Genomic DNA, 19094 nt, shown 5'->3' with positions numbered 1-19094 from the left:
GGATTTCGGGTACGCGGCGGGTCGCCCTCCGCCCTGGAGCGTGCCCCGGACAACGGGACGTGACGCGGTAACGCAAGAAGATTGGACAATCCTGAAATGACGGCGCCTGTGCCCGCAGCGGGGGAGATGGCGGCGGACGGTATCCCCGGTACAAGGGGTGCCGAAGTGGCCAATCCCCGCTCGTCCTTGCTCGCCGGCTTCATCGGCTCCCTTTTCATGCTGATCGGTTCCATCGGCGTTGGCTGGCTGGCCCCCGTTTCGGAACTGCGCCGCATGCCCCTGTTCATATGGATGCGCGCCGAAGCGCCCGGCGTTGCCTTGTCGATCGTTTTGCTGGCAGTGGGGGGCATGCTGCTGGTGCGCGCCTGGCTGCGGCTGGGCCAGAAGGTCCGGGTGTGGGGCCTGCAGGCCCGGCGGGCAACCCTCGCCGCGGTGGTGGCCTGGGGGCTGCCCATGATGTTCTGCGTGCCTCTGTTCAGCCGCGACGTCTACGCCTACATCGGCCAGGGCCGTTTGATGGTGGAGGGCTTCAACCCTTACGAAAACGGCATCTCCGCCCTCTCGAATTACTTCCAGCTGGGCGCGGACAAGATGTGGACCGAAGCTCCAGTCCCGTACGGACAGCTGTTCCTGTGGATCGAGCAGTTCGTGGTGTGGCTGACCAATGTCCAACCCGAGGCCAGCATCATGCTGTTCCGGCTGGTGGCGTTGGTGGGCGTGGTGCTGTGCGTGATCTACGTGCCCCGCCTCGCGGAACTGCACGGTGTCAATCCGCACCGGGCGCTCTGGCTGACGGTGGCCAACCCGCTTTTCCTGACCAACTTCATTGCCAGCGTGCACAACGACTCCCTCATGATCGGACTCGCGCTGGCTGGCCTCTACTACTCCGCGACGCACCGCCCCATCCGTGGCATCCTGCTGGTGACGCTCTCCATTGCGGTCAAGCCCATCACGATCCTCTTCCTGCCGTTCATCGGGCTCTTATGGGCCGGAAGGGATGCAGGCTGGGTGCGCAAGGGAGTGTTCTGGGCCCTGACTGCCGCCCTGAGCCTCGGTGTCCTGACGGCAATGAGCCTGGTCAACGGATTCGGCTTCGGCTGGATCAACGGGCTTTCGGCTCCGGGCAGCATCTCCATCTGGTACGCCCCCGTAGGCTTGATCGGCATGGTGGTGGGCTCGCTGGCCAACGCCTTCGGACTGGACGGATCGGTGCCGGCAGGCTGGGTGTTCGACGCCGGCAAGCTGCTGGCCGTGGGCGTCGTCGCCTGGCAAATGTTCAGGGGGGAACACGACCGGCTGATGCGCCGCCTGGCCCTCGGCCTGGCCGCCGTGGTCCTGCTGGCCCCTATCATCCAGGCCTGGTATGTGGTGTGGCTGATCCCGCTCTTCGCCGTCACCGGCATCCGCAACGACTGGCAGGTCAAAGCGCTGTACTTCGTGGTGTCCTTCTTCATGATCTACGCCATCTCGGACCAGCTGGACGTCTTCCCGTACCTGCAGACCCAGGACCTGGGCTTCGCGCTTGCCCTGGCCCGGATTGCCGCCGCTGTGACCGCCCTGTTATTCGCCCTGTACCTGATCTTCTGGGACCCCCGCACCCGCCGGCTTTTCCGCAAGACGCACGAGCCCGTCGTCGAACGTCCCGTTATCTAGGCGCTCCCCTCATCCCGGCGCCGGTGACGGAGGGCAGCCGCCGGAGCGCTTCCCTTCGCGACAGCGGGCTGATGGTGGCCGCATGCCGGGCAACGAAATCCGCAACCCACTCCGGTGCCGTCTTGGCATACTCCCGCAGGGCCCAGCCGATCGCTTTCCGGATGAAGAACTCCCGGTCCGGAAGGTTCGGTTCGATGACGGCCGCCAGCAGCGACGGGTCCGTTGCCTTCCCTGCCCGAAGCTGCGACGTGATGGACGCCCTTCGGACCCACTGATCCGGATCCCGGCTCCACTGCCGGAGGACCCGGGATAATTCCGCCGGGTGTGCCTGCAACAGGCTGCAGATCCGGCCGGATACGCCGTCCACGAAGTCCCACCATGCGCCGGTCCGGATGATCTCCTCGTACACCGGCAGCATGTCCAGGTCCTGGGCCACCAGCCGGTGTGCGGTCAGGTCGATGGCCGCGTACCGCTCCTCGCGGAAAGTCGCCGTGCGCCACAGTTCCAGCACCGTGGCGCGCAGCTGTGCGGCGGAGGCCGGCGGAAACGTCCGCACAGCCGAACCGGCGAGGCGCCGCACCTCGGGAACCCGGACGCCCAGTGACGGCATGCCGGACTTCATGTACAGCTGCGCACCGGCTGCGCGTGCCGGGTCGGAGAGTCCGTGCAGCCCGCCCCGGACAACGGCGATCAAAGCCTCGTCGGCACCTGCTTCCATGACGCAACTCTAGCCAGCGTCCGGGGAAGGTGGGGTACGCTGTTGAGCGCTAACACATCTTGATCGAAGGACGCCATGACCGGAACCGATGTCTGCATATCCCGCGGCGCCTACTCCGCCGTCGTTACTCCGCGCGGTGCCGCCCTGCGCCAACTGTGCCATGGGGACAGGGACCTGGTGGTCACCTTCGGGCCGGAGGGCGGCGTCCCCGATTACCGCGGCGTCATCTGTGCGCCCTGGCCGAACAGGCTGGCGGACGGCACCTACACCTACGCGGGCCAGTCCTACGCCGCTCGAGTCAATGAACCGGAGCGGGGCGCGGCCCTCCACGGCCTCGCCATCCACCACGCGTGGGAGGTGGTGCAGGCATCGGCGGACACGGTGGTCCTCGCGTGCCGGATCCCCTCCGGGGCGGACTACCCGGGCGAGCTCACGCTCAAGGTGACGTATTCACTGTCCGACGACGGGCTGCGCGGCACCGTGGAGGCGGTCAACACGGGTTCGCTGGCCGCGCCCTACGGCGTGTGTCCCCATCCGTACCTGGTCGCCGGTCCCTCGCCGCTGGACGACTGGACTTTGGAGCTGCCCGCCGATGCATACCTTGAGGTCACGCCGGACCGGCTGCTCCCGGTGGGAATGCGGAAGGTGGACGGTGACGCTTTCGACTTCCGTTCGCCGCGCCGCCTGGGGCAGATAAAGATCGACCACGCTTTCACCGGCGTGGCGCGGGGCAGTGACGGACTCGCCCGCGTACGCGTGTGGGACCCCACGGGAACCGGGGTGGAACTTGAATGGGACGCCCAATGGCCCTGGGTCCAGGTGCACACCGGAGACAAGCCCGTGGGACCTGACCGGCTGGGGTTGGCCGTTGAGCCCATGACCTGCCCGCCGGACGCCTTCAATTCCGGCCAGGACCTGGTGCACCTCCAGCCCGGACAGTCCCACTCGGCGGCGTGGACCATTCGGGCGCTATGACCTAAGGGGTTGCACCCACCCTGCCCGTTCCAGCCACGCCGCGCACAGCGCCGGCCATTGTCCGGGCCCGGGCTCGCCGCCCGCGAGGCCCAGGCCATGGCGCCCCTCCGGGAAGACATGCAATTCAGCTGCCACCCCGGCCTCGCACAAGGCTCCCGCATAGGAGAGGCTGTGGCTTACAGGGACCGCCTCGTCATCGGCCGTGTGCCAGATGAACGTCGGCGGGGTGCGGGGCGTGACCTGCCGTTCGGCCGAGAGGGCGGCAAGGACGTCCGACGGCGGCGCGTCGCCAAGCAGGTTGTCCACCGAGCCCCGGTGGACGTTTCCGGTGAAGGACACCACCGGGTAGCAGAGCACGGAAAGGTCCGGGACGGCCGCGGCGACGTCCAGGGCACGGCTCCCCGTGGCAACCCCGGTTGACAGTGTGGCTGCCAGGTGGCCGCCGGCGGAGAACCCCAGGACGCCTACCCGGTCCTGGTCCACGGCGAGGCCGTGCCGGCCGCTGCGGATGTGCAGCATGGCCTCCTTGGCGTCCTCGAGGGGTGCCGGATGCCGCTCCGGGGCAACACGGTAGCGCAGCACAAACGCATGGATGCCCAGCAAGGCCAGCCATTCCGCTACCGGCTCAGCCTCGTGGTCTGCCTGGCGCGCGTACCCGCCGCCAGGCAGGACAAGGATGGCCGGACGGGGACCTGGGGCTGCTGAACGTGCCGGAACGGCGGACAGCCCGCGCGGTTCCATCAACCAGCCACCTCCGTGCTGCGGCGCAGGGCCACCTCGCCGCGGATCGGACCCTGGAATTCCACCTCCTGGCCATGGTCCTCGTCCTGGTCCGCGCTGGGGATCCCCGGCCGCCCCGTGGCACGGGTGGCCAGCCGGCCAATCTCTTCCAGCGGCAACCGTACAGTCGAAAGGGCAGGCCGGAAGTCGCGGAGCGTTTCGATGTCGTCGAAGCCGGCAATGGCCGCATCGCGGGGGATGCGCAGTCCTTCGGCCCGCAGTGCTGCCGTGGCGCCAATCGCCATGACGTCATTGACGGCAAAGATGCACAGCTTCCTGTTACTTTCCCCGCCTTCGGACTGCCCGGCTTTGATCCGGGCCGCCAGCTGCAGGCCCGCCTCATAGCCGCCCGTCCGGTTGAACAAGTTGCGCATCACCTCGGCCGGCTGCCGTCCTGCCCGCGCCAGGCCTTCCTGGAAGCCGCGGATCCGGTCATCCGAGGTGAAGAGTCCCTCGGGGCCGCCGATGATGACGAACTCCCCGTCCCAGTCCTTCGCCAACTCGGCCGCCAGTTGTCCGGCGAGCTCCTGGTTGGGAACCTGCACCACGTGGTACCCCTCCGGCGCGGTGGCGCCCACCACGGGGTGGCCCACGACGGCCACCCGGCCTCCGTTGCGGCAGTACCGGTCCAGTTCCGCGGCGAGTTCGGCATTGCCGTCCCGGTCCTCTGGGCGGCGCGAGCGGGACCCGGCGATCACTATTGAGTCGGCGCGGCGGGCGGCAAATGCTGCCACCGCCTCCTTCTCTTCGGCCGGACCTCCTCCGGTGGTGGCAAGCAGCACCATTTTGCGCTGTTCCCGTGCGGCCTCCTGTACCCCCCTGGCGATGGCGGAGAAATAGGGGTCGGCGATGTCGTGCACGATCAACCCGATCAACCCCGAGCTGGATTTAGCCAGGCCCTGCGCCTGCGCGTTGGGGATATAGCCCAGGGACTGCGCAGCCTGCCGGACCCGCTCCGCGATGTCCTCCCCGGGCTTGCGCGCCGAGCCGTTCAGCACGCGCGACGCCGTGGCGGGGGATACCCCGGCCAGGCGTGCCACCTCGGTAAGGGTACTTGCGGCCATGCCAGCTCCTGGTTGTCGATAGGGGATCGAACGTAAGCACATTATGGCAGCCGGCACTGCTTTTCGGAAAGCGCTTGCCAAGGGAACCCCGCCAGTGCATCATGGAAATAGCGGGAACGCGCTTTCCCAGCCAGACTTACTACACCTGCTCACTCACCGTGGAGGACACATGGGCTTCGAAACCAAGACAATCCGCATCGCCATGAACGGCATTACCGGCCGCATGGGGTACCGCCAGCACCTGCTGCGCTCCATCCTTCCCATCCGCGACGCCGGCGGTTTCACCCTGGAAGACGGCGCCCGGGTCCAGGTGGAACCCATCCTCGTGGGCCGCAACGAGGCAAAGATCCGAGAGCTTGCCGAGAAGCACAAGGTGGCCGAATGGAGCACGGACCTGGACGCGGTGATCAACGACCCCACCGTCGACGTCGTCTTCGATGCCTCCATGACCAGCCTGCGCGCCGCAACCCTCAAGAAGGCCATGCGGGCAGGCAAGCACATCTTCACCGAGAAGCCCACCGCCGAGACGCTTGAAGAAGCGATCGAGCTGGCACGGATCGGCAAGGAAGCCGGCGTGACCGCGGGCGTTGTCCACGACAAGCTGTACCTCCCGGGCCTGGTCAAGCTCCGCCGCCTGGTCGATGAAGGCTTCTTCGGCCGCATCCTTTCCATCCGGGGCGAGTTCGGGTACTGGGTCTTCGAAGGCGACATCCAGGCCGCCCAGCGCCCCTCCTGGAACTACCGCAAGGAGGACGGCGGAGGCATGACCACCGACATGTTCTGCCACTGGAACTACGTCCTCGAGGGCATCATCGGCAAGGTCAAGAGCGTCAACGCCAAGACCGCCACCCACATCCCCACCCGCTGGGACGAAGCCGGCAAGGAATACAAGGCCACCGCCGACGACGCCTCCTACGGCATCTTCGAACTCGAGACTCCTGCCGGCGACGAGGTCATCGGACAGATCAACTCCTCCTGGGCCGTCCGCGTCTACCGCGACGAGCTGGTCGAATTCCAGGTGGACGGCACCCACGGCTCCGCCGTCGCCGGCCTGAACAAGTGCGTCGCCCAGCAGCGGGCGCACACCCCCAAGCCCGTCTGGAACCCGGACCTGCCCGTCACCGAATCCTTCCGCGACCAGTGGCAGGAAGTCCCCGCGAACGCCGAACTGGACAACGGCTTCAAGCTGCAGTGGGAGGAATTCCTCCGCGACGTCGTCGCCGGCCGCGAACACCGCTTCGGCCTGCTGTCCGCTGCACGCGGCGTCCAGCTCGCAGAGCTCGGGCTGCAGTCCAACGACGAACGCCGCACCATCGACATCCCGGAGATCACCCTCTAATGACTTCACTCATCCTTCCCTCCTCCGACGGGGGTACCCGGGAATACCGGCTCCAGGGCGGCACCGCCTGGGCCCGTCCCACGGCACCGCTGACCGCACGCCGTGCCTATGCCGCCGCCCACGTCATTCCCGAAGTCCTGGCCGACAACACCCCAGGCGCTCCCGCCCAGCTGGACTGGGACGCCACCCTGGCCTACCGGCACGAGCTCTGGTCCTACGGCCTGGGCGTGGCCGATGCCATGGACACCGCCCAGCGCGGCATGGGCCTGGACTGGGCGGCCACCCAGCAGCTCATCAAGCGCACCGGTGCAGAAGCAGCGTCCGTCGTCTCCGCCAACAACCCTGCTACCGCCGGCAAATCGGTCCGCGACCTCGTCTCCTGCGGCGCCGGCACCGACCAGCTGGACATCGACGCCCTGCCACCCGGTGAAGCCGGCCTCCGTGCCGTCCTCGAGGCCTACCGGGAGCAGATCGCCGTCATCACCGAGGCCGGCCCCAAGGTCATCCTCATGGCATCGCGTGCCCTGGCCAAGGTTGCCACTGGTCCGGAGGACTACCTGCGGGTGTACTCCACCCTCCTGCAGGAGGCGGACCAGCCGGTCATCCTGCACTGGCTCGGCACCATGTTCGATCCCGCGCTCGCCGGCTACTGGGGCTCCGATGACGTCGCCGCCGCCACCGCAACATTCCTGGACCTCATCAAGGAGAACGCGGACAAGGTCGACGGCATCAAGGTCTCGCTCCTGGACGCAAGCCATGAAGTAGCACTTCGGGCAGCGCTGCCCGAAGGCGTGCGCCTGTACACCGGCGACGACTTCAACTATCCGGAACTCATCGACGGCGACGGCAGCCACCACTCCGACGCCCTGCTCGGCATCTTTGCCGCCATCTACCCGGCCGCCTCGGTGGCCCTGCAGAACTATGACGCCGGCAACAATGCCAGGGCGCGGGAAATCCTGGACTCCACCCGCGAACTGGGCAAGCACATCTTCAGCGCCCCCACGTTCTACTACAAGACCGGCATCGCCTTCATGTCCTGGCTCAACGGCAAGCAGCCCGGGTTCCAGATGGTGGGCGGCCTGCATTCAGGCCGCTCCGTCTGCCACCTCGCCCGGACCTTCGAACTGGCCGACCAGGCCGGCCTGCTGAAGGACCCCGCGCTGGCAGCATTCCGGATGTCCGATTACCTGCGGATCAACGGGGTGGGCGTGTGAGCGACTTCTCGCGCCTGTCCATCAACAGTGCCACCACCAAGAAGTGGACCCTCGCCCAGGTGGTTGAGGGCTGCGTCAACGCCGGCATTCCCGCCATCGGGCCGTGGCGGGACCGCGTCGAGGAAGCCGGCCTGGACAAGGCAGCACGGCTGATCAAGGACGCCGGGCTCCGGGTTTCGTCGCTGTGCCGCGGCGGGTTCCTCACGGCGGCGGACGCAGAGGGCCAGGCCGCGGCCCTTGCCGACAACCGGGCCGCGATCCTTGAAGCGGCAGCGCTGGATACCCGGGAACTGTTCCTGGTGGTCGGCGGCCTGGCCCCGGGGGAGAAGGACGTGGTGGCGGCACGCCGGCGCATCGCGGACCGCCTGGCCGACCTGGTGCCGTTCGCGGAAGAGAACGGCATCCGCCTGGTGCTGGAACCGCTGCACCCCATGTACGCCGCCGACCGTGCCCTGATCTCGACCCTGGGCCAGGCCCTGGATCTGGCGGCTCCCTTCGACGCCGCCTCGGTGGGAGTCGCCGTCGACACCTTCCATGTCTGGTGGGACCCGGAACTGAAGGTCCAGATCGAGCGTGCCGGCCGGGAAAACCGGATCGCCTCCTATCAGGTGTGCGACTTCAACATGCCCATCGCCGCCGACCCGCTGCTGTCCCGCGGGTACATGGGCGACGGCGTAGTGGACTTCGCCACGATCGGCACCTGGGTGCGCGACGCCGGGTACACCGGCGACATCGAGGTGGAAATTTTCAACCAGGAGATCTGGGACACGGACGGCATTGCCGTCCTGGCCACGGTCAAGGAGCGGTACGCCGGGCTTGTGCTGCCGTACTCCTGATTCAGGACCGCAGGCTCCTGCCGCGTTTCCAAAGTGACAGGCAGGAGCCTGCGCCCCACAAGCAGAAGACCCGGACCGCTGCGGTCCGGGTCTTCTGCTTGATGCTCTCCTAGGTGTACAGCGAGGCGAACCTGCGGTACCTCGCCAGCACGCCGCCGTCGTCCGCCCCGGGGGAAAGTTCGACGGCGTCCAGCGCCCAGTCCGGGAAGCGTCCGGTGAGGACCGCGGCAGCTTGGCGCGCCGCGCCGTCCGCGACGTATTCACCGGGCTGGGGAACGCAGACCTGGGTTCCAAGAAGCCGCGCCGCGGCGGCCTGCACTGCCGAGGACTGCGCTCCACCGCCGACGAGGAGGATGCGGCGCACCTCCACCCCCTGCTCCTGCAATGCCGCGAGGCCGTCCGCCAGCGAACAGACCACGCCTTCGACGGCGGCACGGGCCAGGTTCGACGGCGTGTAGTTGGCGCGCGTAATGCCATGCAGCGAGCCGGTGGCGTCCGGCAGGTTGGGGGTGCGCTCGCCGTCGAAGTAGGGGACCAGGGTCAGTCCGCCGGCGCCGTGCCCGGCAGACAGCGCAAGCTCATTGAAGGTGGGCAGGTCCACGTCCAGCAGGGCTGCCGTGGCGTCGAAAACCCTGGTGGCATTGAGGGTACACACCAGCGGCAGGTAGTGTCCGGCAGCATCCGCGAACCCGGCCACGAGTCCGGAGGGGTCCGCCGCCGGCCTGCCGGAGACGGCGAAGACGGTGCCGGATGTGCCCAGCGACATGACGACGTCGCCGAGCCCGGCCCCTGCGCCCAAGGCAGCCGCGGCATTGTCCCCGGCACCTGCGGCCAGCAGGGCGCCGTGCGGGGTGCTGCCGGCAGCCTCCAGCGGGCCAAGGACCCGCGGGAGGGCCGGTACATGGCCCAGGGACGCGGACAGGACGTCCGGCAGGTAGTGTCCTTGCGCCGTGGAGTAGTATCCGGTGCCTGATGCGTCGGATCGGTCGGTGGCGAGGGCGGCCAGTCCCTCGGCTCCGCTGCCCGGGCCGTACCCGGCAAGGCGCCAGGTCAGCCAGTCATGGGGAAGGCACACGGCAGCCACTCTTGCGGCATTCTCCGGTTCGTTCTCCGCAAGCCAGCGGAGCTTGGTCACCGTCAGGGAAGCGACCGGGACCGTTCCGGTGGCGTCGGCCCAGTACTGCGCGCCGGCGGCGGGATCGCCGCCGCCGGCCGTCGTGACAAGCTCGGCGGCCGCGCCGGCGCTGCGGGTGTCGTTCCAGAGCAGCGCCGGCCGGATGACGTTTCCATCGCTGTCCAGGCACACCATGCCGTGCTGCTGCCCGCCAACGGAAACAGCGCTGACGTCGTCGAGGCCGCCGGCTTCGGCGATGGCCTTCTGCAGCGCGGTCCACCAGTGGTCCGGGTGGATCTCGCTGCCTTCCGGATGGGCCGACCTGCCATGGCGGACCAGTGCTCCGGTGTCCGCGTCACGGACCACCACTTTGCAGGACTGGGTGGAGCTGTCGATGCCTGCGACCAGGACCATGGCTTAGCGGGCGCCCAGGAGGTGCTCGATGGCGAGCTGGTTGAGCCGGACGAACGCGAAGGACCGCTCGGCGGCCTTGTCGGCGTCGAAATCCTCAAAGGCTGCGGCGTCTGCGAGCAGGTCCGCGGTGCTTTCACCGGCGGCGAGGGTGGGCTCGCCGAGTTCGAAGACGCCGGAGGTCTTGAGGGCTTCCTGTACCTGCGGGTCTGCGCGGAAGGCGAGGGCGCGTTCCTTGAGCAGCAGGTACATGGCCATGTTGGACTTGGCGGATTCCCAGACACCGTCGTAGCCGTCGGTGCGGGAGGGCTTGTAGTCGAAGTGGCGCGGGCCGTCGTACTTGGGGCCGCCGCCGGGGAAGCCGTTCTCGAGCAGGTCCACGGTGAAGAAGGCGCTGGTGAGGTCGCCGTGGCCGAAGACGAGGTCCTGGTCGTACTTGATGCCGCGCTGGCCGTTGAGGTCGATGTGGAAGAGCTTGCCGGCCCACAGGGCCTGGGCGATGCCGTGGGTGAAGTTCAGGCCCGCCATCTGCTCGTGGCCCGTTTCGGGGTTGAGGCCCACGATGTCGCCGTGTTCAAGCTGGGCGATGAACGCCAGGCCGTGGCCGACCGTGGGCAGGAAGATGTCGCCGCGGGGTTCGTTCGGCTTGGGTTCCAGGGCGATGCGGAGGTTGTAGCCCTTCTCCTTGATGTAGCCCGCGGCCGTGTCCACGCCTTCCTTCATCCGGTCCAGCGCGGCTGCCAGGTCCTTGGATCCGTCGTATTCGCTGCCTTCGCGGCCGCCCCACATGACGAATGTTTCGGCGCCGAGCTCGGCAGCGAGGTCGATGTTGCGCAGGACTTTCGACAGGGCGAAGCGGCGGATGGAACGGTCGTTGGAGGTGAAGCCGCCGTCCTTGAAGACCGGGTGGCTGAACAGGTTGGTGGTGACCATCGGGACCTTCAGTCCGGTCTCCGACAGGGCGGCGCGGAAGTTCTTGAGGATCAGGTCCCGCTCAGAGGCGCTCGCGTCGAAGGGCACAAGGTCGTTGTCGTGGAAGGTGATGCCGTAGGCGCCGAGCTCACTGAGCTTGTGCACTGCCTCCACGGGGTCGAGGGGGGCGCGGGTAGCGACGCCGAAGGGGTCGGCACCGGTCCAGCCGACGGTCCAGAGGCCGAAAGTGAACTTGTCGGCGGGGGTGGGGGAGAGAGTCATGATGCGTCCTTGCGATCGGTCGCTCCGCGGGATTGCGAAGCTTTAGTTCATTGCCTGAACTATATGAGGGGACGTAGGGTGGGGTCAATAGTCCAGCCTGCGGCAACCTGAAAAATTGACGCAGCGTCGAACCGAGGAGCTCGTGATGGTGATGCCGGCACCTGCAGTGGCGGGGCCCGGAGGCGCAGCCCCGGGAAGCGTGGGCGATGTCCGGCGCAGCAACCTGGCCCTGGTCCTGGGTGCGGTTGCCGAATTTCCCCCGGGCATCTGTCCCAGCCGGGCCCAGATAGCGGGCGCCACCGGGCTGACCAAAGCCTCTGTCTCGAGCCTGGTGCTTGATCTCCTGGATGCCGGAATCATCCGCGAGGTAGGCCTGAACCCGCAGGGGCGGGGCCGGCCCGGCGTCGGGCTGGAGCTGAACCCTGGCCGCGCGGTCTTGGGGATGGAGGTCAACGTCGACTACATCTCGGCAGCGGCGGTGGACCTGGCCGGAAAGGTCGTCATCCGCGAGGTGAGGGAGCGCGATAACCGCAACAGCGCGGTCGGTCCCGTGTTGGCGGCGCTCGCAGTCCTCGCCGCCCGGGTGCGGAGCGCGGCGGGGGAGCAGGGTGTGGAGGTGCTCGGCGGCGGGCTGGCGGTGCCGGGGCTCGTTGAGCCTGCCACAGGACGGGTGCTCACGGCTCCCAACCTGGGCTGGGTGGACGCAGACCTCGATCTTGATGCCCTGCTGCCCGAAACGCCCCTGGGCGTGGCGCTCTTCAACGAGGCCAATGCTGCAGCACTGGCTGAACTGCGCCACCGGCCGGACGGCGCGTCCGACTTCCTGTTCGTGTCCGGTGAAGTTGGTGTCGGTGGCGGGATCGTCATCGGGTCCGAGCTGTTCGCTGGCCCGGAAGGCCATGCCGGAGAAGTGGGGCACATCGTGGTGGACCCTGACGGCGACCGCTGTTCGTGCGGAGGCACAGGCTGCCTGGAAACCGTTGCGGGCCAGGACGCCATCTTCTCCGCCGCCGGACTGGCTTCGGCGGGGGCTTCACGTTCTGCCAACATGTCCGCCCTCCTGCAGGCGCTGGAGGCCCGGGAAGCCAAGGCGCTGTCCGCCGTCAGGCGTGCGGGCCGCGCCCTTGGCATAGCGCTTGCCTCCACGGCGCGGGTGGTCAATATCCACTCCGTGGTCCTGGGCGGACACTTTGCGGTCCTTGAACCCTGGCTGCGCCAGCCGCTGCTGGAAAGTTTGCAGAAATACGCGCCCGGCAAGTACACCCCGGAGCAGGTCACCGTGGCGGCCGTGGGTGAGTCGGGCGCCCTGCTGGGTGCTGCGGGCAGCGTCATCCGCTCACTTGTTGAGGCGCCGCACCGGCTCCACTCGTAGCCCCGGATGCACGACGCCCCGGTCCGGAGACCGGGGCGTCGTTATCAAGGTGCCCCAGGAGGGAATCGAACCCCCGACCGGCGGATTAGAAGGCCGCTGCTCTATCCCCTGAGCTACTGAGGCATTGGGTTCCGGCCTTGAGGCCGGCGCCTCAAAAAGTCTACATTGCCCGGGATGCCGGCGGTGTCACCAGGCAGCCACTTCCCCTCCACACAGGTGCAGGCAACACCTTTGTCCACATACGCCCATCCGCGCCTCCTGTTCGTGGCCGTCGAGCGCCATGCTGGTCGTGCCTGCTAAGGGCGCCACCATTGAGACAGGACGAAGAGATGAGCGAAACGATCACCATCCGTGGCTTTGTGGCCACCGAGATAACGAGTTCCACCACACCGGGGGGAGTGGCAACGGCCTCCTTCCGCCTCGGCTCCACTTCCCGCCGCTTCGACCGCGAATCCAAAACCTGGTCGGACGGGCACACCAACTGGTTCACGGTCCAGGGTTACCGCCAGCTCGCGGGAACCATGGGCTGCAGCATCAGGAAAGGCCAGCCGGTCATTGTGGTCGGCAAGCTGAAGATCCGCACCTGGGAGAAGGACGGACGGGTGTACCACTCCACCATCATCGACGCCGACGCCGTGGGGCATGACCTCACTTTTGGTTCGGCCAACTTCATTCGGACGGCATCGAAGCCCGTTCTTTCTCTCGTTGAACAACCGTCTGCGCCTGCCGACATCCAGCCTGGCGCTGAGGAGTTCCCGGACGAGCCGGAGGACAGGGATGACGAACATCCCGATGACGAGGGCCATAGTGCCGTGGTTATCGAGGACAACGACGGCGGCCTCGCCTCCCTTGACCTCGAAACGGGCGAGCTCGCCGAGGTCTAGGAATCGCCTGACATCCAGGAAACGGGGAAGCGCAGGAAGCGTGGAAGCCAGGAAGCGTGGAAGTCCGGAAAACACCGTCCACGAAACAGCAGCATCGGCGTTCCCCCTCCAGCACGGGCGGGCGGAGCTGCGGCACCCCCCCGGCCGTCCTCCGCCCGTCCGCCAATCCCGGCCGCACCGTAGCGCAGCCCTCCGCGGGGCCCGGCCGGCCGCCAAACGGGCCAGGGGTCCCACGGGCCGTGGCAGAATGACCTCATGCGGCACACCCTTCCCCACTGGCAGAACAACCGGGCCGGTGCAGCGCTGGCATGCGCCGTCCTGGCAACCCTCTTGTCAGGGTGTGTTCCCGGTCCTTCAGCGGGCCAACCGGCCATGGAGGGCAGCGGCGGACAGGCATCCGCGCCGGCGCCGGCCACGCAATCAGAGCCGGCCCAGGCTTCGCGGTCAGCGGCGCCTGGCGAAGGGCGCACCAGCGGCGGGGGCACCGGTGAGCCAGGTGCGGATACGTCTGCGGGTCCTTCAGCGGCAGATGCCGCGGCCACGGAAGCGATGAAGCGGACAGTCACCGACGCCCTCACCAGGCTGGCGGCCGGAAGCCCCAAGCCCGCCACCGCCCAAGTCAACGAGGCGCTTGCCGGAGCAGGCATCAGCCCCGGTGTGCTCCAGGTTTCGCAGAGCCGTACACCCACGGGCCTGGAGGCGGACGCCATCGAAGCGGCCGTCCGCCAGGGCAAGGACTGCGTCATCGGCCAGGTGCGCGAAGGCGCAGTGACCGTCACAGTCCTTCCCGTCCTGGCAGGCGGCAAGTGCTTCGTGGGCTCCTGACCGCGCTGACTTTCCCGCTGCAAATGTGAGATCTGCCCGCCAACCCACTAGATTTGAGACCATGGCGGAATTTATCTACACAATGACCAAGGCCCGTAAGGCCGTTGGCGAAAAACTCATTCTTGATGACGTAAGCATGTCCTTCTTTCCGGGCGCCAAGATTGGTGTTGTGGGCCCGAACGGTGCCGGTAAGTCCACCATCCTCAAGATCATGGCCGGGCTGGATACGCCCTCCAACGGTGAGGCCAGGCTCAGCCCCGGCTACAGCGTGGGCATCCTGCTCCAGGAGCCGCCCCTCAACGAGGAAAAGACCGTCCTGGGCAACGTCCAGGAGGGTGTCGGTGAGATCTACGGCAAGATCCAGCGCTTCAACGAGATCTCCGAGGAAATGGCCAGCCCCGATGCTGACTATGACACCCTCCTCGAGGAAATGGGCAAGCTGCAGGAAGCCATCGACGCCGCGGACGCCTGGGACCTTGATTCCCAGCTGGAGCAGGCCATGGATGCCCTCCGCTGCCCGCCGGCCGACGCCGATGTGACGAACCTTTCCGGTGGTGAACGCCGCCGCGTGGCGCTGTGCAAGCTTCTCCTGCAGAAGCCGGACCTGCTGCTCCTTGATGAGCCCACCAACCACCTGGACGCCGAGAGCGTTCTGTGGCTCGAACAGCACCTCTCCAGCTACCCCGGCGCCGTCCTCGCCGTCACCCACGACCGCTACTTCCTGGACCACGTGGCCGAGTGGATCGCCGAAGTGGACCGCGGCCACCTGTACCCGTACGAAGGCAACTACTCCACCTACCTGGAGAAGAAGCGCGCCCGCCTTGAGATCCAGGGCAAGAAGGACGCCAAGCAGGCCAAGCGCCTCGCCGAGGAACTCGAATGGGTCCGTTCCAACGCCAAGGGCCGCCAGACCAAGTCCAAGGCCCGTCTGGCCCGCTACGAGGAGATGGCAGCCGAAGCGGACCGCACCCGCAAACTGGACTTCGAGGAGATCCAGATCCCGCCGGGACCCCGCCTGGGTGGCCTGGTCCTGGAGGCCAGGAACCTCCAGAAGGGCTTCGACGACCGCGTCCTCATCGACGGGCTCTCGTTCAGCCTGCCGCGCAACGGCATCGTCGGTGTCATCGGTCCCAACGGCGTGGGCAAGTCCACGCTCTTCAAGACGATCGTGGGCCTGGAGCCGCTGGACGGTGGCGAGCTGAAGATCGGCGACTCCGTCAAGATCTCCTACGCGGACCAGAGCCGCGGCGGCATCGACCCCAACAAGACCCTGTGGGAGGTCGTCTCCGACGGGCTCGACTTCATCCAGGTGGGGAACGTCGAAATGCCGTCCCGTGCGTACGTGGCAGCGTTCGGTTTCAAGGGCCCGGACCAGCAGAAGAAGGCCGGCGTGCTCTCCGGTGGTGAGCGCAACCGCCTGAACCTCGCCCTGACGCTCAAGCAGGGCGGAAACCTCCTGCTCCTTGACGAGCCCACCAACGACCTCGACGTCGAAACCCTCAGCAGCCTGGAGAATGCGCTGCTCGAGTTCCCCGGCTGCGCCGTGGTGGTCTCGCACGACCGCTGGTTCCTGGACCGGGTGGCCACCCACATCCTGGCCTACGAAGGTGATGAGGAAAACCCCTCCAAGTGGTACTGGTTCGAGGGCAACTTCGAATCCTACGAGGAGAACAAGGTGGACCGCCTGGGCCCCGACGCCGCCAAGCCGCACCGGGTCACCCACCGCCGCCTGACCCGCGACTAACGGTCGGGCCGCACCGGCTGGCCAGCGGCGGCAGCAGGCAACAACAGGCCGGCACCCCTCGGGTGCCGGCCTGTGCCATGCCCTGAATGGAATTGGAAAAGCGCTAGCTGGAGGGCACGGCGCCGGGAACGCGGATCATGCCCTCCTGCGCCACGGAGGCAACATGCTGCCCGTCCCGGTTGAAGATCCTGCCCGTGGCCAGCCCGCGGGCGCCCTGCGCGCTGGGCGACTCCTGGACGTACAGCAGCCACTCGTCCACGCGGGCCGGCCGGTGCCACCACATGGCATGGTCCAGGCTCGCCACATTCATCCCCGGGGTGATCCAGCTCAGGCCGTGCCGGCGGAGAATGGATTCCAGCAGCGTGTAATCGCTCGCGTACGCCAGTGCAGCGCGATGCAGGTTGGCGTCGTCGGGCATGGGGCCGAAGGTCTTCATCCACACCGCGTTGCGCGCCTCCCTTGGCCCGCTGGCCGAGACGTACAACGCCGGGTCAACGTGCCGGATGTCGAAGGGGCGCTCGTAAGCCCAGTGCCGCGCCACGGGATGGTCGAACTTTCCCAAAAGGTCCGCCGTGCTGGGCAGAGACTCGGGATCCGGCATCCCTGCGGGCATGGCGGAGGAGTGGTCGATCCCTTCGTCCACTCCCTGGAAGGAAGCAATCATGGACAGGATGGGCACCCCGTCCTGGTACGCATGGACGCGCCGGGCAGAAAAGGACCGGCCGTCGCGGAGGCGCTGCACGCCGAACGTGATGGGCTGGTTCGCGTCGCCCGGCCTCAGGAAGTAGCCGTGCATGGAGTGGACAAACCGGTCCGGGTCCACTGTCCTCGTGGCGGCGACCAGTGACTGTGCCAGCACCTGCCCGCCGAAGACGCGGTGGTGGGGCTGCCGTTGGGAAGGGCCGAGGAAGATGTCCTCGTCGGTCCGGGCGCCCTCGAGTTGGCCAAGGTCAAGCAGTTCGATCAGCGAGGAGGTGGGGTCTCCGGCGGGGGGCGCCAGGAGTCCGGCGTCGGCTTCAGTCATGGTCCGACTCTAGACGGCGCCCCTGCACCACTCAACCGCGGCGCAGCCGGTAGTGTTCTTGGTGTGTCTGATCTTCTCACTTCGTCCTTCCGTTTCGCCGATCCCCGGGATCTGGCAGACCTGAAGACCTTCGCCACCCGCGCCAAAGCCATTGAGGACGGCGCCATCCGGCTGCAGGCTGCCGGTTCCGTCCTGGCCGCCTACGTGTGCGTGCTGCGGCCCCGGCTGCTGGGTGAAGCGACCCCCACCATCCTTGGCCTGCGCACCATGGCCCTGGCCGAACCCTCCGGAACTGACGTCACGGTGCAGCTGGCAGCGGTCCTGGACCGGCTGGCACGCGCCGGGGCGGACGACGTCGAACTGCCCGTTCCGCCCACCACCGTCACCGAATCCTGGACCGGGGTGGGCGCCCCCCGGGGCGGATGGGAACTGGTGGGATCCCTCAACGACTCCGCCCTGCGGACGGCGGCTGAAGCGGGCATTGCGGAAGTGGCGGGAATCGTTCCGGAAAAGCCGGGTGCCCTGATCGTCAATAATGCCCGTGCCGCCGTCTGGGGCCGGGCACTGGATGACACCGGCCTGCCCCTGGGGGCGGCCTTCGCTGCCCTTGCCCTGGGCTTCCTGGCCGACGGCGACCAGAAGCTTTACCGTGCCGGACGCTGGTTCCGGCTCACCGGTCCGCGCGGGCACGTCCTCGCCCGGAGCGGCAGCGGGCTGCTCTAGCAAGCGGGGAACACCCAAAAGCGGGCCAGCCCCGGCAGCCGGGCCGGGCGCGTCAGCCTCCGGACGGGCTGTTGATCATGGACAGCGCCGCCCGTTCCATGTAGTCCCAGAGCGTACCCTCGTACAGGGCGGGCAGCTCCAGGGCGTCCACGGCGGCGCGCATGTGGAACAGCCACCGGTCCTTCGCCTCCGGAGTCACCTTGAACGGCATGTGGCGCATGCGCAGGCGGGGGTGGCCGCGCTCTTCACCATAGGTGGTGGGCCCGCCCCAGTACTGCTCCAGGAACATCAGGAACCGCCGTTTGGCCGGCCCCAGGTCCTCTTCCGGGTACATGGGCCGCAACAGCGGATCGGTGGCCACGCCGTCATAGAAGACATCGATGAGCTTGACGAAGGTGTCATGGCCACCCACGGCGTCGTAGAAGCTGTCCGTGTACGCCGGCTTGCTGAAGGGATCGTTCTGCATCAGCTGCGGGCGCTGCCCCGGGCGCGGTTCGATGGGAATGGTCACGGTTATTCCCCGGCTTTCTGGTCGGTCTTGGAGGTATCGGTGTGGGTGGAGGCCTGGTCGGTGGTGCCGTCAGCCGATTCGTGCAGCGGCACGTACCGTCCCTGCGACCGGTTGCCCACGCGCAGGATCTCGCCGTTGCGCAGATACCAGATGGCGCCGTCATCCGAGCGGACGCGGGTGATGCGCAGCCCCATGGATTCCACCACGCCCACCACTTCGCTGGTCTCGATAACGTCGCCGATCCCGTACTGGTCCTCAATGGTGATGAAGATCCCGGCCAGGAAATCGCGGATCAGCTGCTGGGCACCGAAGCCGATCGCGACACCCAGAATACCGACGCTGGTCAGCAGTGGGGCGATATTGATGTCAAGGTTCTGCAGCACGTACATGCCCGTGATGATGACCACCAGGACGCCCACCACGCTGTTCAGCAGCGAGCCGATGGTCTCGGCGCGCTGCACCCGGCGTTCATGGTCCAAGGCCCGGAGCGCCGGTGCCACCCATTTAAACCTGGGCTTCTTGAAGAAGTTGCTTCCTGTCGCAACACGCTTGGTAATGCGGGAAATGATGAACGTGGCCACCAGCCAGACAGCCACGCCAATGCCCAGGCTGATCACGATGCCCGGAATGCTGACGCCGTCCGGCTGGGTCGTGGCGGGGGGAAGGATCGACAACATGCTGACCATCGAGGGGTAAAGCTCCTTGGGGGTTTG

At 67.5% G+C, this 19094-nt stretch carries 18 protein-coding genes and 1 tRNA gene; 10 read left to right on the top strand and 9 right to left on the bottom strand.

Features of this window, described 5'->3' with window-relative positions; genetic code table 11:
• Window positions 1-96 precede the first annotated feature (96 nt).
• Window positions 97-1653 (top strand): polyprenol phosphomannose-dependent alpha 1,6 mannosyltransferase MptB, encoded by a 1557-nt coding sequence (gene mptB / locus AC3IMC_RS03780; RefSeq protein ID WP_490917086.1) that lies wholly within the window; start codon window positions 97-99, stop codon window positions 1651-1653.
• Here the strand turns inward: mptB and AC3IMC_RS03775 are convergent.
• Window positions 1646-2371, bottom strand: coding sequence for a DNA alkylation repair protein (locus AC3IMC_RS03775; RefSeq protein WP_490917085.1), 726 nt, complete (start codon window positions 2369-2371; stop codon window positions 1646-1648). The two genes, mptB and AC3IMC_RS03775, sit on opposite strands and share 8 nt — an antisense overlap.
• A gap of 75 nt (window positions 2372-2446) precedes the next feature.
• On the opposite strand from AC3IMC_RS03775, the gene AC3IMC_RS03770 reads away from it, so the two are divergent.
• A complete protein-coding gene (locus AC3IMC_RS03770; protein ID WP_490917084.1) occupies window positions 2447-3346 on the top strand; it encodes an aldose 1-epimerase family protein in 900 nt (299 codons plus the stop codon).
• Here the strand turns inward: AC3IMC_RS03770 and AC3IMC_RS03765 are convergent.
• Together AC3IMC_RS03765 and AC3IMC_RS03760 are read right to left on the bottom strand one after the other, a co-directional pair.
• Window positions 3341-4087: an alpha/beta hydrolase gene (locus tag AC3IMC_RS03765; protein ID WP_490917083.1), complete on the bottom strand. Its 747-nt coding sequence runs from the start codon at window positions 4085-4087 to the stop codon at window positions 3341-3343. The genes AC3IMC_RS03770 and AC3IMC_RS03765 overlap by 6 nt on opposite strands.
• Window positions 4087-5190, bottom strand: a complete 1104-nt coding sequence (locus AC3IMC_RS03760) for a LacI family DNA-binding transcriptional regulator (RefSeq protein WP_490917082.1) — start codon at window positions 5188-5190, stop codon at window positions 4087-4089. Before AC3IMC_RS03760 ends, AC3IMC_RS03765 begins: the two co-directional genes overlap by 1 nt.
• 169 nt (window positions 5191-5359) lie before the next feature.
• Between AC3IMC_RS03760 and AC3IMC_RS03755 the strand changes: the two genes are divergently transcribed.
• The 3 genes from AC3IMC_RS03755 to AC3IMC_RS03745 are packed head-to-tail and all read left to right on the top strand — an operon-like array spanning window position 5360 to window position 8579.
• A complete protein-coding gene (locus AC3IMC_RS03755; protein WP_490917081.1) occupies window positions 5360-6529 on the top strand; it encodes a Gfo/Idh/MocA family protein in 1170 nt (389 codons plus the stop codon).
• Window positions 6529-7743: a dihydrodipicolinate synthase family protein gene (locus AC3IMC_RS03750; RefSeq protein ID WP_490917080.1), complete on the top strand. Its 1215-nt coding sequence runs from the start codon at window positions 6529-6531 to the stop codon at window positions 7741-7743. Before AC3IMC_RS03755 ends, AC3IMC_RS03750 begins: the two co-directional genes overlap by 1 nt.
• Window positions 7740-8579, top strand: coding sequence for a sugar phosphate isomerase/epimerase family protein (locus AC3IMC_RS03745; RefSeq protein WP_490917079.1), 840 nt, complete (start codon window positions 7740-7742; stop codon window positions 8577-8579). Before AC3IMC_RS03750 ends, AC3IMC_RS03745 begins: the two co-directional genes overlap by 4 nt.
• 109 nt (window positions 8580-8688) lie before the next feature.
• On the opposite strand, the gene xylB is transcribed toward AC3IMC_RS03745, so the two are convergent.
• Together xylB and xylA are read right to left on the bottom strand one after the other, a co-directional pair.
• On the bottom strand, window positions 8689-10107 hold the full coding sequence (xylB, locus tag AC3IMC_RS03740) for a xylulokinase (RefSeq protein ID WP_490917078.1): 1419 nt from the start codon (window positions 10105-10107) through the stop codon (window positions 8689-8691).
• Between the two features lie 3 nt (window positions 10108-10110).
• Complete coding sequence (xylA, locus tag AC3IMC_RS03735; protein ID WP_490917077.1) at window positions 10111-11298, bottom strand: xylose isomerase; 1188 nt, start codon at window positions 11296-11298, stop codon at window positions 10111-10113.
• 145 nt (window positions 11299-11443) lie between these two features.
• Between xylA and AC3IMC_RS03730 the strand changes: the two genes are divergently transcribed.
• A complete protein-coding gene (locus AC3IMC_RS03730; RefSeq protein ID WP_490917118.1) occupies window positions 11444-12670 on the top strand; it encodes an ROK family protein in 1227 nt (408 codons plus the stop codon).
• Between the two features lie 50 nt (window positions 12671-12720).
• Here AC3IMC_RS03730 and AC3IMC_RS03725 read toward each other — a convergent pair.
• Window positions 12721-12793 (bottom strand) — tRNA-Arg (locus AC3IMC_RS03725).
• Between the two features lie 206 nt (window positions 12794-12999).
• Between AC3IMC_RS03725 and AC3IMC_RS03720 the strand changes: the two genes are divergently transcribed.
• From AC3IMC_RS03720 to ettA, 3 genes are all read left to right on the top strand, one after another.
• Window positions 13000-13554, top strand: a complete 555-nt coding sequence (locus tag AC3IMC_RS03720) for a single-stranded DNA-binding protein (protein WP_490917076.1) — start codon at window positions 13000-13002, stop codon at window positions 13552-13554.
• Window positions 13555-13809: 255 nt separating this feature from the next.
• Window positions 13810-14379, top strand: coding sequence for a DUF6993 domain-containing protein (locus AC3IMC_RS03715; RefSeq protein WP_490917075.1), 570 nt, complete (start codon window positions 13810-13812; stop codon window positions 14377-14379).
• 61 nt (window positions 14380-14440) lie between these two features.
• Window positions 14441-16123 carry an energy-dependent translational throttle protein EttA gene (ettA, locus tag AC3IMC_RS03710; protein WP_490917074.1) on the top strand — a complete coding sequence of 561 codons (1683 nt, stop codon included), beginning with the start codon at window positions 14441-14443 and terminating at the stop codon, window positions 16121-16123.
• Between the two features lie 103 nt (window positions 16124-16226).
• Here ettA and AC3IMC_RS03705 read toward each other — a convergent pair whose 3' ends face one another.
• The gene (locus AC3IMC_RS03705; protein ID WP_490917073.1) at window positions 16227-17147 is read right to left on the bottom strand and encodes an acyl-CoA thioesterase; all 921 of its coding nucleotides are present in this window, start codon (window positions 17145-17147) and stop codon (window positions 16227-16229) included.
• Between the two features lie 63 nt (window positions 17148-17210).
• Between AC3IMC_RS03705 and AC3IMC_RS03700 the strand changes: the two genes are divergently transcribed.
• Window positions 17211-17870 (top strand): DUF8185 domain-containing protein, encoded by a 660-nt coding sequence (locus AC3IMC_RS03700; RefSeq protein WP_490917072.1) that lies wholly within the window; start codon window positions 17211-17213, stop codon window positions 17868-17870.
• A gap of 52 nt (window positions 17871-17922) precedes the next feature.
• On the opposite strand, the gene AC3IMC_RS03695 is transcribed toward AC3IMC_RS03700, so the two are convergent.
• Window positions 17923-18381 carry a globin gene (locus AC3IMC_RS03695; RefSeq protein WP_490917071.1) on the bottom strand — a complete coding sequence of 153 codons (459 nt, stop codon included), beginning with the start codon at window positions 18379-18381 and terminating at the stop codon, window positions 17923-17925.
• 2 nt (window positions 18382-18383) lie between these two features.
• Complete coding sequence (locus tag AC3IMC_RS03690; protein ID WP_490917070.1) at window positions 18384-19067, bottom strand: mechanosensitive ion channel family protein; 684 nt, start codon at window positions 19065-19067, stop codon at window positions 18384-18386.
• Window positions 19068-19094: the final 27 nt, after the last annotated feature.

The sequence above is a fragment of the Arthrobacter sp. E70 genome (genome assembly GCF_058266945.1).
This window is presented reverse-complemented; position numbering and strand designations above follow the sequence as displayed.

Coding starts and splice junctions, on each gene's coding strand:
- mptB (WP_490917086.1), top strand. CDS start 97: ATGACGGCGCCTGTGCCCGCAGCGGGGGAGATGGCGGCGGACGGTATC.
- AC3IMC_RS03775 (WP_490917085.1), bottom strand. CDS start 2,371: ATGGAAGCAGGTGCCGACGAGGCTTTGATCGCCGTTGTCCGGGGCGGG.
- AC3IMC_RS03770 (WP_490917084.1), top strand. CDS start 2,447: ATGACCGGAACCGATGTCTGCATATCCCGCGGCGCCTACTCCGCCGTC.
- AC3IMC_RS03765 (WP_490917083.1), bottom strand. CDS start 4,087: ATGGAACCGCGCGGGCTGTCCGCCGTTCCGGCACGTTCAGCAGCCCCA.
- AC3IMC_RS03760 (WP_490917082.1), bottom strand. CDS start 5,190: ATGGCCGCAAGTACCCTTACCGAGGTGGCACGCCTGGCCGGGGTATCC.
- AC3IMC_RS03755 (WP_490917081.1), top strand. CDS start 5,360: ATGGGCTTCGAAACCAAGACAATCCGCATCGCCATGAACGGCATTACC.
- AC3IMC_RS03750 (WP_490917080.1), top strand. CDS start 6,529: ATGACTTCACTCATCCTTCCCTCCTCCGACGGGGGTACCCGGGAATAC.
- xylB (WP_490917078.1), bottom strand. CDS start 10,107: ATGGTCCTGGTCGCAGGCATCGACAGCTCCACCCAGTCCTGCAAAGTG.
- xylA (WP_490917077.1), bottom strand. CDS start 11,298: ATGACTCTCTCCCCCACCCCCGCCGACAAGTTCACTTTCGGCCTCTGG.
- AC3IMC_RS03730 (WP_490917118.1), top strand. CDS start 11,444: ATGGTGATGCCGGCACCTGCAGTGGCGGGGCCCGGAGGCGCAGCCCCG.
- AC3IMC_RS03720 (WP_490917076.1), top strand. CDS start 13,000: ATGAGCGAAACGATCACCATCCGTGGCTTTGTGGCCACCGAGATAACG.
- AC3IMC_RS03715 (WP_490917075.1), top strand. CDS start 13,810: ATGCGGCACACCCTTCCCCACTGGCAGAACAACCGGGCCGGTGCAGCG.
- ettA (WP_490917074.1), top strand. CDS start 14,441: ATGGCGGAATTTATCTACACAATGACCAAGGCCCGTAAGGCCGTTGGC.
- AC3IMC_RS03705 (WP_490917073.1), bottom strand. CDS start 17,147: ATGACTGAAGCCGACGCCGGACTCCTGGCGCCCCCCGCCGGAGACCCC.
- AC3IMC_RS03690 (WP_490917070.1), bottom strand. CDS start 19,067: ATGGTCAGCATGTTGTCGATCCTTCCCCCCGCCACGACCCAGCCGGAC.